This is a genomic window from Streptococcus sp. 79, from assembly GCF_013277425.1.
Taxonomy (GTDB): Bacteria; Bacillota; Bacilli; order Lactobacillales; family Streptococcaceae; genus Streptococcus; species Streptococcus pseudopneumoniae.
This window is the reverse complement of the sequence record NZ_VMMW01000015.1, coordinates 26,907-39,904: the sequence shown is the minus strand read 5'-3', so window position 1 is coordinate 39,904 and position 12,998 is coordinate 26,907. Positions and strand designations below refer to the sequence as shown.

Below are 12,998 nucleotides of genomic sequence, written 5' to 3'. Positions count from 1 at the left end.
AGCAGTGTTTATTAAATTGTTTCATCCAAATCTTGAATTACTGAAATAATCATTCCCTGTATTCCTCTTATTTATCTATTCGAAAACGAATTCAAAAATATAATATATGATATTCATTTTAATAAACTATATTAATAAAATGCATTGTAAACATTTCGCCCAAATGATCTACCAGCATTATAGATACCACCGAAAAATCTTCCCGTACTATCAATCACTTTGTGGACATCGATGTTAATATTACCTCTCCATGACACTCGACCACCCTCTACTGTTGCCAAATCTTTTTCTGTAAGACTTGTAAATTTTTCTTCAATTTTTATCATATTCATTATGTCTGTTCCTCTTTATCTATAATTTTTTATTGAAACAAATAATTGTAAATTGTTTCGCCAAACTTCTGCCCCGCCCAATAAACCGATCCTAAAAGTAATGTCCCTAAAGCATAAATCCCAACTACTCCAACTATGAAAATGAATACTTTCACAGGAATTGACTGCAAACTGTAAAAATTCTCTACCCTAGTAATCCAACTTTCTATTATGCGTTCCATCAGCGCTCTTCCTTCCCTGTTAACGTCCACGACGCTTAGCATGTGCTCCTGAAGCACCATCTACCGCACCCAATAAAAATGTTCCTGCAATTGCGACTCCTCCAACTACTACCAGACCAAATAGCAAGCCTCCTTCTACATCGGCCAATTCCTCATGACTCATTACATGAAAATTATTTTCCATATTTTTAATTTGTTCCATCTTATTCTCCTTTTTTGATTCTTAACAATTGAAAAAGGTAGTTATTTGTATTTCCTTTTTCATATATTCTGTTCATTGTTGTAGGTAAGCTTCACTCTCTAAATATTATCTTAGAATCCAAATAACGCACGACGTAAAATGAACCCCACCATTAAACCATGTTGGTAACTTGCCTCACTACCACCCACCAGCAAGGCTAAGTCGCTTTCCTTTAATACTTCAATAGTATACTTATCATTCATTTCATTCATCTCTTATCCTCCTAAAAACCAAAACCTCTACGAAATCCAATGTACCAATCTACAAGGGTCTTCGTCCAATTTTCTCCACCTTGAATATCGGTCAATTCTTCCGAAGTTAGCTCAACAAATCCGTAATAATGTTCTTTCATTATTTTATTCCTTTCGTTTTCCTCTTACTTATTTATTCGAAAAATAATTCGAAAATGTACAACTAAATTAAATTTTATTTAAAAAATAATTTAATGTACCATGAATAGAAAATCGGTAGATACATAAACCAGGCTCCTTTCTTTTTCCTCTTATTTATCTATTCGAAAAAGAAGTCGAAAGTGTACAACGAAATTAAATTTATTTGAAAAATAATTTAGTAAACCACGGATAAAAAATTGGTAGATACATGAACTAGGCTCCTCTCCTTTTCCTCTTACTTATCTATTCGAAAAACAATTCAAAAATAAACAACTAAATTAAATTTTATTTGAAAAATAATTTAATATACCATGAATAGAAAATCGGTAGATACATGAAGCAAACTCCTTTTCTTTTCCTCTTACTTATCTATTCGAAAAAGAAGTCAAAAAATAAGAATATCAGAAAATTTTCCGATATTCTTATTGATAAACTCATTCAAATCTAACAGATATTAGACATTAAGATATTTTTTAAGGGTTCTTCTGGCTGTTCGTGATACGGGGAAATGCAAGCCTTCTAACAAGGTCACTTCTGTGGCAGTCATCTCTTCAATAGCCTGTAAACTGACTAACGTATTGCGATTGGCATAGACAAAGTAATCTTTTTCAGCCTTGGCAGCGATATCCTTGAGACTGCCATAAATGGTCTTGATAGAATGATTGGCATAATAGACCTTGATACGATGGGATTCCACTGAAGTTTCAAAGGCTAAAATTTCATGGTAGGGCAGAGTGAAGCCCCGTCTTCCCTCAAAACTATAGGTAAAGAGACGCATATTTTCCCTCTTATCTACTGCCAGTACATAGTCCAGACAGCGCTCCAGCTGATGACAGTAGTCCGCCTCTGGCTGATCCTTGGAAATAAAATCCAAGGCAGACAAGTGGTAGCGAAAAGCTAGAGGTAAGGCCTCCGAGTGCGTGGACACAAAGACAATGCTTGTAAAAGGATCCCGCTCCCGAACCTGTTGAGCAACCTGAAAGCCCCGTTCACGCTCTCCATCAATCTCTAAATCTAATAAATAGAGCTGGTAATGGTCAAAATACTGAGAATACTTTTCAACATCCCCATAGTTTTTGGCAATATCAATTTCCAATCTTAAATTGCGAGAGCGACCGATATCTAGTAAAGTCTGCTCTATCCGTCCTTGCTGGACTCTATCGTCTTCCAAAACTAAAATTCTCATTCCTCTCCCCCTCGTTTCTCATCCTTAAATGGCAATTCTAAATCTTGTCTAAAAGTCGTCTCTCCTAGCTGGGTATCTAAGTTTAAATCATAATGAAAAACCATGTCCTCCAAGGTTGCCAAGCCCAGTCCACTGTGGTTATCCTTGGTAGAGTAACCCTTTTGACTGAGAATACTGGGATTCAGTTCTTCTTTCTTACGAGTGTTTTCAATGATAAAACGGACACTCCTATCACCTGCCAATAAAGCAACCCGAATCTGCGGATTTTCAGCCTCACTGGCTGCTTCTAAAGCATTTGTCGTGAGGATAGAGAGGATACGGATAGCCTCCAACATAGGCAATGCCAGCTCTTCGACAACCCCCACCGTCTCCAAACTAAAATGAATTCCCTGCTTATCTGCCACAATCATGGCTTTTGCCAAGGTATTGCGAATAGCTATATCATGGATATTGTGAAGATTAAAGGCCGTGTAATCCGCCTTCCTCAGCTTTTCATTAGTCTTTAGAAAGACATCTTGATAAATGGTAGATACCTCAGCCATGTCTTGATTTGCTATGGCAGGCTCCATGCTGGCGACAATTCCCGCAAAATCATGACGGAAACCTCGAACCTCATCATAGAGATGTCCCAACTTATCCACCATTCCTTGCAAGGAACGATTTTCATCTTCCTGTCTCTGAATGGTCTGCTCATCACGATAAACCTGCTCCAAATGCTTGATGTAAAAGAGCCAAGAGAAAAAGAGAATGAAAATCAGGAGAGAAATGGTCGTATCAAAACGAACGTAGAACGAACTATTTCTATTGGTCATAAACGAAGAGAATATCCTAAATCCAGTCAGAGGTAGGATAATGAAAAAACTCTTATAATAGTGGGTTTTGAAAGCATCTGAAAAGAATAAATCCAAATCCAAAGAACAACGTTTCATAATTGTAGAACATAGAAATATTGATAATAAATCAAATACAGATCTATATAAAGTGGAAAACGAATCTACAAAACAACAAGGCTCACCAGATAATACACGAATCCAAATTGTCAAAAATAAATAACGAATACTTTGAAAGAAGAGAAAAAGATACAGAGAAAGAAAAAAAGCTTCCCCTTTTCCCTTGTGCAATACTAGTAAAAAAATACAGTAAAAGAAGAGAATGATTCCTATATGAAATAATTCTCCAAATGTTTGGCGAGCAGATAAACTAATTAAAAATACAAGGACCCAATAACGTTTTTTATAAAATTCTGGGGAAATTTGAGCACCCAAATAAATAGTAGGAACCATGGTTGAAACGACTACCAACAGTATATATAGCACAGAAACTAAGAATTCTAAAATAATCATAAATAAATCTAATCTCTAACGAATACTGTGAATTTAAGCAAAGTGTCTACCCGTACCAAATAATTTATTGCACCATTTTACAGTATCTTCAAAAATCCCTCCACCATTCACTTCCTCCAATACCTCTGGGGTTAACTCTTCAAATTGTTCCAATTCTACAAATGTATTTTTCATTTCCATGACAGACTCCTTTTCATTATTTTATAGATAACTCTATCCCCTGTTCCATCTACAAAAGGCTTTAGTTTCCTTTTAAAATACAAGAAATCTAAAGCCTCCTGAAAATGGTATATTGGTTAGAGTGTTAACGATTAGTTGTGAAGATGTTATTTTTATTTAACCACAACCACTTTATAATATTCGTTTGAGTGTGGAGATTCAATTTTAATTTTTTCACCATATAAACCATCGATTTCTTTATCCAGATAATCTGAAACTCCTGATGGCAAGCGTTTCATCTTAAGAATTTCACCAGATTGATCCGCATAGGCTAGGATGTGATAGTGGGTTGTAGCCATACCATCATCAATTAATACAAAGTAACCTGTTTTGAGCTTACCTTGCTCATTTTCTAAATAGTATAGTTTATTGTTATTGATTGTAAAGTGGGTAGCTCCAAGACGAAGTCGTGCACCTGGATTTTCTAAATAGACATCATTACCAACTTTTTTAATCTCTGAATAGGTGGTCATTGCTGGGATATTAACCACACGATGTCCATTTTCATCAAAGTAGTAGCGATTTGGTAAGTTTTGGAAGTTCTGTACAACTGCCTTAGGATCAATTTCTTGTCCTTCTTCTTTATTATCCACTAAAGCTAAGGTAGTATTTGCAACCTCATCCCCATATTTGTTAGAAAACTTCTTGAACTCTGGTCTGATATACCAAGTGTTTTTTTCAATAATAACATCGTCACCTTTAGCATTTAGCAAATATTCTTGCCCATCTCCAAGTTTGACAATATCATGAATATTGTATCCAGCATCTTTTCTATTTGCTAGATAACCATCCTTACCAATAACATAACTTTCCCCATCACTGGCTGGGACAGCTCTATCTGCGACCATAGCACCTGATTTTTCAAAGTAAGACCATTTACCATTTGCAGTCGCCCATCCTGTTGCCATAGCGCCACTGTCTTTGAGGTAATACCATGTAGACCCTTCTTTGTACCAACCTGTACGCATGGCGCCACTATCTGCTAGTGAGTACCATGTGTTGCCTTCCTTGTACCAGCCAGTACGCATAGCGCCACTATCTGCTAGAGAATACCATGTATTGCCGTCTTTGAGCCAGCCTGTCTGCATTTTTCCAGAACCGTCAAAATGGTACCAAGAACCAGCATTTTGTACCCATTTAGCCTTAGCTAAACTGCCATCTTGAGAAAGATTCCAGTCAGCACCATTTTTAACCCAAGTATCTGCAGCCTGTGCTTGGTTGATAGACAAAAGCAGACCAGCACCTACAAGCAAACCAAGTGTAAGTAGTTTAGATTTTTTCATAGCTATTTCCTCCTTTATCGAACAGCTATAAGAGGGCTTCCCCTCTTTATTTAGCTATATTCTAATACTTTTCATTGTCAAAGTCAATAATATTGTGAAAAATTAGACAATATTACCAATATCTACGAATTGTATTTTGAGTAATACCGTATTGATTCATATAAGAAACATATTGACCTGGATATGGAGCATGAACTACCTTTCCACCACCAACATAAATACCTACATGGTCATTTGTCTCTTCACTATTATACAAAATCAAATCTCCAGCTTGTTGAGAACCATTACTTACATAACTTCCTCCTGTTGCTTGACCATAGGTTACTCTAGGAATACTAATATCAAACTTAGCATGAATAGCCATCGTAAATCCTGAGCAATCTACGCCACTATTCAAATCTGCCCCACCCCAAACATATGGGATTTTTCCTACAAATGTCTTTGCGTATTCACCAAGAGCTTGCCCACGATTTTCTACCCATACACCACTTTCTCTAAAGAAATATGGTGTACCATTCACACGTTGATAACCAGTGACCATAGCACCACTAGCAGATAAGTAGTAATAATTACCATCAGGTTGAATCCAAGTATTTTCTTTCATCCATCCTTGGTCATCAAAATAGTACCACTTGCCATCTAATTGTTCCCAATTTTTAGCATACCCACCTGAACCGTATTTAAACCACCATTTACCATTGGTTTGCATCCATGTTCCTTTCGGATCACGATATTGATTGAAAGCTTTCTTCTCTTGATTGCCCTCTGCTTGAGTTTCTTTATCTTCAAAACCAATCAATTTTACTTGATCAGCTTCTTCAGCTTTTATCTTGCCTTGATTAACTAATTGAGCAATCGCTTCTTTCTCACTTGCTGATGGAGAATCAGCATAGGCTACCGTAGTATTTGCTAGGAGAACGCCTCCTGCAAGAACCAACAAACTAGAATAAAGATATTTTTTCATCGTGAAAATCCTTTCTTTTTCTCCTTTTTGGAGATTGATTTTTCTGATTTCATTATATCCCTTATTTGTCCTCAGATTTCTACTGTCCCTAGAAAGACTAAATCTGTTCCTAAACGGTCACTTGAACCAAAGAAAAATTCCAAAGCAAATGCCTTGGAACTTCTTATCTTTATTTTGCTTGAATGATTTTAACCACATCTCCTACGCTCTGCAGTTGATCAATTTCCTCGTCACTGATTTCGATATTAAATTCATCTTCCAGTGTCAAGATAAACTCCATCAAGTCAACGGAGTCAGCATCCAAGTCGTCTTTCAGACTCAAGGATTCTGTCACGACAAAGTCCTCTCCCTGTCGCTCTTGGATAATGGTTACAATACGGTCAAAAATTTCTTTTTCTGTCATCTCTTTTATTCTCCTGAAAATTCACGCGCAGTCTGGGCAACTACGTCTGTTTCTAGCATGGTACGAATCTGGCGAATCGTACTATAAACAGCCTTGGCATCGCTTGAGCCATGAGTCTTGACAACCGGTGCCTTGACACCAAACAAGACTGCTCCACCGACATCTGAGTAGTTGAGCTGTTTTTTCAAACCTCTGAGGCTATCCTTGAGAAGGAGTGCCCCTAGTTTTGCTCGAAACCCACCACCTGTAATAGCTGTCCTGAGCAAGTCCATGATTCCCATAGCTGTACCTTCGATGGATTTGAGCACAGCGTTTCCCGTGAAACCATCTGCTACAACAACATCCGCAACGCCATTCATCAAATCACGCGCTTCCACGTTTCCGATAAAGTTTAAACTTTCATCAGCTGCTAGTAATTCGTAAGTTTCCTTACGAAGCGGATCGCCCTTGCTACTCTCTGTTCCGTTGTTGAGCAAGCCAACGCGTGGTTGCGTAATGCCACGAACATTTTTAGCATAGAAGGAGCCTAGAACCGCGTATTGATGGAGGTGCTGGGATGTATTTTCTGCATTAGCACCGAGGTCTAGCATGTCAAAACCTTTTCCATCTGCAGTTGGCAAAGTCGACATAAGCCCTGGTCGATCGATATTCTTGATACGACCCACGATGAAAAATCCTGCTGCTAGTAAAGCACCTGTATTCCCAGCCGATAGGACAGCATCTGCCTCTCCATCTTTGACAGCCTTGGCCGCCAATACCATACTGGCATTCTTCTTCTTCCGAATAGCTCTCGTAGGTTCATCGTCTGAATCAATCTTCTCATCCGTATGGATAATACTGACGCGCTCTGTCGCTGTTAGATATTGCTTGATTTTAGCCTCATCTCCGTAGAGTTGAACTTCGATATCTGAAAAGTCAGCTAGGGCTTGATTGACACCCTCAACGATGGCCTGAGGTGCGTAATCGCCCCCCATGGCATCTACTGCGATTTTTTTCATTTCTTTTCCTCTTTTAGTAATTGTCCCCAGTCTGCTAGGGAATCAATAAATTTCTTTGATTTTAGGTGAATCCCAACATACTCTTCGTAGAGTTGATCCATAAATTGGCGTAAGTCTTGCTTGATATCGGGCTTGAGCGAAATGGTCTCCAAGGTCTCAAAATCAATGGCTTGAAATTGATTGAGCAAATAAGGGATATTGGGATTGAGATGACAACGTCTCTCATCCTCATGATAATGCTCTGGACAGAGGCAGGCTCCATATTTGAAAGAAAAGTCAAAAGCCTGACCAACCCGATGACAAAAAACACACTCATTAAAATTGAGGCTGATTCCAAATCGAGTCAAGATTTGAATTTCAAAAATATTAGTCAAAATCTGATAATCCAAGCCCGCTTCCATCAACTCCAAAGTCTTTTGCAAAAAAGCAAACAAGGGAGCATCCTGCTGATTGTCCTGCAAACTAGCATCTGCAAGAGCTGCCACATAGGTCGCATAAGCCATGACAAAGAGATCGCTATTAATCTTGGGAAAAGTCATCACCTCATGATAGTCCTCAATGTAGCTAAGCCCGTCATCATTGATTCGTAAGAGAAATCGAGCCAGCACCAAAGGCTGAATAACCGGCGCCAGCTTAGACTGGCCAGCATGTTTAACGAAAAACATGCGCTTGCCAGCCTGCTCTGTAAAAATCTTGACGAGCTTGTCATCCTCACGAAAGTTACGATTGTAGAGCACCAAGCCTTGACTCGTGATAGACTGAATCATGCTTCTCTCATATACTCCTCAAGTCGTTTCATGGCTTCTTTGATAGTCTCCATGCTAGCCGCATAAGACAGACGCACATAGCCTTCTCCGTAACGCCCAAAGGCAGCACCAGGGATAAAGGCAACGGCCTTCTTCTGAGCAAAATCCTTGAGAAAGGCAAAGGAGTCTTGATTGTAGCCCGCTGGAATCTTAGCAAAGATATAGAAGGCACCGTCTGGTTTGATAATCTCAAAACCAAGAGCAGTCATTTTCTCGATAATATAGTCCCGACGCTGGATGTATTCCTTCTTCATCGGTTCCGCATCGTTTTTACCAGCTGTCAAGGCTTCCACCGCAGCATGTTGAGCCATGGTATTTGCAGCAGTGACCAAATACTGGTGACTCTTGATCAGCTGAGCTGTAAAGGCCGCAGAAGCGAAAATCAGACCCAAACGCCAACCTGTCATAGCATGTGATTTAGATAGACCATTGATAATAATAGCCTGATCTCTCAACATGGTTCCCAGAGACACATGGGCTTCGCCTGTATAGGTCAATTCTGAGTAAACCTCATCACAGACAACAAAAATTTCGTACTTGCGTAAAACGTCTGCCAAGGCCTCCAACTGCTCCCGACTGTAGGTAATTCCTGTCGGATTAGCTGGATAGTTGAGAATAACCGCCTTGAGCTTGTCACCCTGCTCCAAAATAGCCTTCTCTAACATCTCAGGAGTCAAGACAAAACCATTTTCAGTTGTGTCAATCTCGACAACCTCTGCCCCAACTAGATTGACAATCGGTTCATAACCCGGATAAGCAGGAGCTGGCAAGAGCACCTTGTCTCCCTCTTCCAAAATAGCTGTCAAAGTAGCAGATAAAGCCTCTGTCGCCCCAATTGTAACCAAGATTTCATTTTCAGGAGCATAGTCCAGTTGGTACTTTTCCTTAACAAAGTCACTGGCTGCCTGACGTAGAGTCAGCAGACCACTCATCCCTGTATAGTAGGATTGGTTCTGGTCAATCGCTCGCTTGGCCGCCTCCTTGACATGATCTGGCGTTGTAAAATCAGGTTCCCCCAAGGTCAAACGCAAGACCCCAGGAATCTCCGAAATAACCTGGTCAAACTGACGAATCAACGAAACTTGAATTTTATCTAACTGTTTATTAAAGCGCTTAGTTAAGTCCATAGATACCTCCTACTTTCGAAACGTATCTCTATTATACTACAAAAGCCCCCCGACCGCAAAAATACATGATAGAATAACGCTAGCATGACAAATTGAAGTAGGTTAATTTAAATTGATTACAACACTATGTTTTGAGAATACTCAATGAAAATCAAAGAGCAAACTAGGAAACTAGCCGCAGGTTGCTCAAAACACTGTTTTGAGGTTGTAGATAAGACTGACGAAGTCAGTCACATATATACGGCAAGGCGACGTTGGCGTGGTTTGAAGAGATTTTCGAAGAGTATTGAGGTTTTGATAATCTTCGTTACAACTATTCTAGCACCATTACTGATTACTATTACCGGTAATGTCATTTCTGAGTGGATAGTCAGAAAGTGGTTAGATAAGCACGACAAAAAAATATAACCTGAGTTTAGTTTTAATGTAACTGGACAAAAAGAAATACCAGAGGTGGAGCTCTGGTATTTTTGTTTTTGCCAAGACTTCGTTACAGTTCTTGTAAGATTATTGTTACATAATTAGCACTACTTGTCAAATAATTGTTGGCTCCAGTATGTGTCGCGATTTTTGAGAAACGCCAAAATCACATATAAATATATGCAGATACACGAAAGGGCTAAACATTTTTGTATGCTCAGCCCTTGACAATGATTTTTTCTTATGCTATCATTTTAGTTGACTGAGTAATACAAGTGTGGTTTGTGTTACTCTGCGGAGTTGGAGGCTCATTTCCAACTCCTTTTTTCGTTGTTTTTATATCTCTATTATACCAAAATCAGGATAAATGTCAATTATTCCACGTCAAAAAAGCCCAAATCTCTCTAGAAATTTTTGCTTTTTTATATTAGTTATTTTACTGAAGTTATTTCATCTTAAATATCTTTTCTATACTTTCATGTAAACGGGGGAGTTTATAATCTTTAGACTCATTTTTAGGACGAACACTATCCGCACTGATATGATCCAATGACGTATACTTATCATAGTCCTCCTTCCATTCTCCAAAAAATAAATCTCTTAATTTTCCTTCACGTTCTAACAATATCATATTCGCTACGGCTATCCCACCTTCACTTGTCCAATACATCCCTCTATGCTTCATTCTATACGTTATTTTTCTATGCTGGCTCTCCATAATCCCAATACCTGCCTTTGGAAGTCCTCTCATCTCCGCTGGTTTCGTATACTGAAAATTCCTCATTAACCTACTCGAATAATATTCAAATTTTTCCTCTCCCTCTTCACTACTAATCAAAGATTCTATAGTATCTAGTGAACGCCTTAATAATTTCTTATTATGCTCTCTAATAGCTTGAAATAAGTCTTCTCTCAATTCTCTCGGATAAAACTTTGTAAATTCTTTGATTTCTTTATTCAAGTGATATTCGTCCCAAAAATGCTCATGCCTCTTAACATTAAATGATTTAGCAATTTCAGTAAATACATGTGGTGTATAACCCTTACCACAGTCAGAATTGGTAACTAGTACGGTCTCATTTGTAATTTCATATTCATTTTCCAATAAATCCAACAATTCTCTACGAGCTGAGCGATTATCTAATCGGATAATCTCTTTTTTATTTTCTAGCTCAAAACGATTTGGACTGATCTGTTTTGAACCTGTATGAACTACAAAATGTGATAAATCCATATTCTTTTTTTCAGAACCATCTTCAGATGTTTTCACATATACACCATCTCCCTCTATGTAGATGATATCTGCTTTAATTTTTTCAATCTTCTTCTCTTCTTTAAAAAATCGATAATCATCCTTTTCTTCTAGTAATTGATTGGCTAATTTGACAACCTTATTGACGGTATCTTTAGTGACAGTTACATTATAAACCATCTCAATTGTCTCTCCTACCTGACGATAGGGTAGTTTTGTAGCTAGAACCGCGGCTTGATACAATAGTTCCTGTGAATGACGTACATTCTTCTCTAAGCCTAACATTTCATCAACTGGTATTCTACATTCACCATTCTTATACCAACGTTTTCTAGAAAAGGTCACTTCTCCAAATGTAAAAGCTACTGTACGTTCAGACTGATTTTTACAACGATATCCTTTAGATCTCATACTAGAGCTTATCGACTCATCATACTGTGCAATATGCTGTAAAAAATTTTGTTTTGTCTTTTCTTGTTCCTGACTACTAAATCTCAATTCATCAAATTGTTTCATACAATTTTTCATTTCCCTTTCAATTCTTATGAAAATTGTATGATTTTTAAAACAAGTCTTCAAATTTATTTTTGTTCCAAGAATAAAATAGGCTCTTTCTTTAAATTAAAATCAACGCCCTATTTATTATTGAAAAATACTAAAGTGATTTAATTGAGTATCAGAAGTTCAACTGTTTCTATTTCAAGGTCAAAATAAAAGCCTGATATAAGAACCAGGCTCAGTACGGTTGTCAAGATTATTATCTAGCAACCAATAGAAAATATTGATTTTGGTAAACTTCAACAATATCGTTTACTTTAGGATTAAAAGTTAACTCATTGATAGGAACATTTAGAGTATCGTTTGTGTGGAGTCGAATGATAATATGTGTATCTGAAACGTGAATAATTTGGTTATGTTTTTTATTTTTCATGTAGTACTAGTTCTCGTACATATAGGCAACCATGAGAGGTAGTGTTTTTGTGGATTTAAAGACCGTTTCATAACTTTGTCTTCCTTTTACTAGTCCGTACAATGTTATATGGTCATCTTCGGCTATAACTCTATTGTTGTATTCAGAAGGAATAGAAACCAAAATAATTTTATCATAGTCATCATTTATGGCTACACGCAGTGTATAGGCTTTCCCATCTTCCATAGCTTGTAAAACTTTACCATATACTCTTACTTTAGTATCTACGGCTATTTCATCATGATTCCACTTGTTATAGTCTACTTTACCATAATTCGCTTTATCATTATCTACAGTAATCTTAGGTTTTGATGGTACTGAGGATGAGGAACTGGAACTACTTTCCTTTAAGGAAGATGAAGAGGTAGAGCTACTTTTTTTGGATGATGAAATTTGTTTTGATGTTGAACTTGAAGTTGTTTGATTGTTTGAAATTTGTTCTTTAATATTTATAAAACTTATAACAATAATTACAAACAGTAATAGTAGAGTGACTATAATTCCTATTTTTTTATATTGGTTCTTTTTCTCTATGTTGTTCTTGTTGATGTCGACTTTTATGATAATACCTTCATAAACTTCTACATAATCCCCTATACTAGGTTCAAAGTCACAAGATTCAATAGGAATTTCCTTTAAACTTCCATCTTCATAACCTATATAAGCAGTATATTCAGTTATTTTAATTATTTTCCCTATGTTCATTAGTGTTCTCCTACTTTAATATTCCAGAAAACTTAACTTCATCAGGTGCCATTACATAACGATTCACAGCTACTTCTTCCCCACTGAGAGTGTAGTAGAATCTAGGGCTATTTACTCCGTGGGATTTGGCAATTTT

Annotated in this window: 16 protein-coding genes; 1 reads left to right on the top strand and 15 read right to left on the bottom strand. The window is 37.5% G+C overall.

The features are described from left to right. Positions 1–131: 131 nt before the first annotated feature. The 13 genes from HT729_RS03650 to HT729_RS03590 form a co-directional block, all read right to left on the bottom strand. Positions 132–332 (bottom strand): SPPN_00645 family bacteriocin-like peptide, encoded by a 201-nt coding sequence (locus tag HT729_RS03650; protein WP_001055966.1) that lies wholly within the window; start codon positions 330–332, stop codon positions 132–134. 240 nt (positions 333–572) lie between these two features. Next, positions 573–755: a class IIb bacteriocin, lactobin A/cerein 7B family gene (locus tag HT729_RS03645; protein ID WP_000435077.1), complete on the bottom strand. Its 183-nt coding sequence runs from the start codon at positions 753–755 to the stop codon at positions 573–575. Positions 756–865: 110 nt separating this feature from the next. After that, entirely contained in the window at positions 866–1,006 is a 141-nt protein-coding gene (locus HT729_RS03640) for a hypothetical protein (protein ID WP_001004581.1), read from the bottom strand. An 11-nt stretch (positions 1,007–1,017) separates the two neighbouring features. Beyond that, positions 1,018–1,146: a smi_0059.1 family bacteriocin-like peptide gene (locus tag HT729_RS03635; RefSeq protein WP_000658221.1), complete on the bottom strand. Its 129-nt coding sequence runs from the start codon at positions 1,144–1,146 to the stop codon at positions 1,018–1,020. A 494-nt stretch (positions 1,147–1,640) separates the two neighbouring features. Then, positions 1,641–2,372 carry a response regulator transcription factor gene (locus tag HT729_RS03630; protein WP_001221866.1) on the bottom strand — a complete coding sequence of 244 codons (732 nt, stop codon included), beginning with the start codon at positions 2,370–2,372 and terminating at the stop codon, positions 1,641–1,643. Beyond that, the gene (locus HT729_RS11945) at positions 2,369–3,184 is read right to left on the bottom strand and encodes a GHKL domain-containing protein (protein WP_007285090.1); all 816 of its coding nucleotides are present in this window, start codon (positions 3,182–3,184) and stop codon (positions 2,369–2,371) included. Before HT729_RS11945 ends, HT729_RS03630 begins: the two co-directional genes overlap by 4 nt. Positions 3,185–3,748: 564 nt before the next feature. After that, the gene (locus HT729_RS03620; protein WP_172931682.1) at positions 3,749–3,895 is read right to left on the bottom strand and encodes a smi_0057.1 family bacteriocin-like peptide; all 147 of its coding nucleotides are present in this window, start codon (positions 3,893–3,895) and stop codon (positions 3,749–3,751) included. 152 nt (positions 3,896–4,047) lie between these two features. Continuing rightward, positions 4,048–5,217, bottom strand: coding sequence for an N-acetylmuramoyl-L-alanine amidase family protein (locus tag HT729_RS03615; RefSeq protein WP_172931681.1), 1,170 nt, complete (start codon positions 5,215–5,217; stop codon positions 4,048–4,050). Positions 5,218–5,329: 112 nt separating this feature from the next. Further along, positions 5,330–6,181 (bottom strand): C40 family peptidase, encoded by an 852-nt coding sequence (locus HT729_RS03610; protein WP_025169676.1) that lies wholly within the window; start codon positions 6,179–6,181, stop codon positions 5,330–5,332. Positions 6,182–6,350: 169 nt separating this feature from the next. Beyond that, positions 6,351–6,584 (bottom strand): acyl carrier protein, encoded by a 234-nt coding sequence (locus tag HT729_RS03605; protein WP_000136445.1) that lies wholly within the window; start codon positions 6,582–6,584, stop codon positions 6,351–6,353. Positions 6,585–6,589: 5 nt separating this feature from the next. Then, the gene (gene plsX / locus HT729_RS03600; protein WP_172931680.1) at positions 6,590–7,582 is read right to left on the bottom strand and encodes a phosphate acyltransferase PlsX; all 993 of its coding nucleotides are present in this window, start codon (positions 7,580–7,582) and stop codon (positions 6,590–6,592) included. Then, positions 7,579–8,349: a DNA repair protein RecO gene (gene recO, locus HT729_RS03595; RefSeq protein ID WP_172931679.1), complete on the bottom strand. Its 771-nt coding sequence runs from the start codon at positions 8,347–8,349 to the stop codon at positions 7,579–7,581. The genes plsX and recO overlap by 4 nt, the downstream gene beginning before the upstream one ends. Next, positions 8,346–9,515, bottom strand: coding sequence for a pyridoxal phosphate-dependent aminotransferase (locus tag HT729_RS03590; RefSeq protein ID WP_172931678.1), 1,170 nt, complete (start codon positions 9,513–9,515; stop codon positions 8,346–8,348). The genes recO and HT729_RS03590 overlap by 4 nt, the downstream gene beginning before the upstream one ends. A 144-nt stretch (positions 9,516–9,659) precedes the next feature. On the opposite strand from HT729_RS03590, the gene HT729_RS11940 reads away from it, so the two are divergent. Then, positions 9,660–9,923 (top strand): hypothetical protein, encoded by a 264-nt coding sequence (locus tag HT729_RS11940; RefSeq protein WP_227417586.1) that lies wholly within the window; start codon positions 9,660–9,662, stop codon positions 9,921–9,923. Between the two features lie 457 nt (positions 9,924–10,380). Here the strand turns inward: HT729_RS11940 and HT729_RS03580 are convergent, their stop codons facing one another. Together HT729_RS03580 and HT729_RS03570 are read right to left on the bottom strand one after the other, a co-directional pair. Then, entirely contained in the window at positions 10,381–11,703 is a 1,323-nt protein-coding gene (locus HT729_RS03580) for an ISLre2 family transposase (RefSeq protein WP_240156549.1), read from the bottom strand. 421 nt (positions 11,704–12,124) lie between these two features. Then, positions 12,125–12,862, bottom strand: a complete 738-nt coding sequence (locus HT729_RS03570) for a hypothetical protein (protein WP_050223039.1) — start codon at positions 12,860–12,862, stop codon at positions 12,125–12,127. Positions 12,863–12,998: the final 136 nt, after the last annotated feature.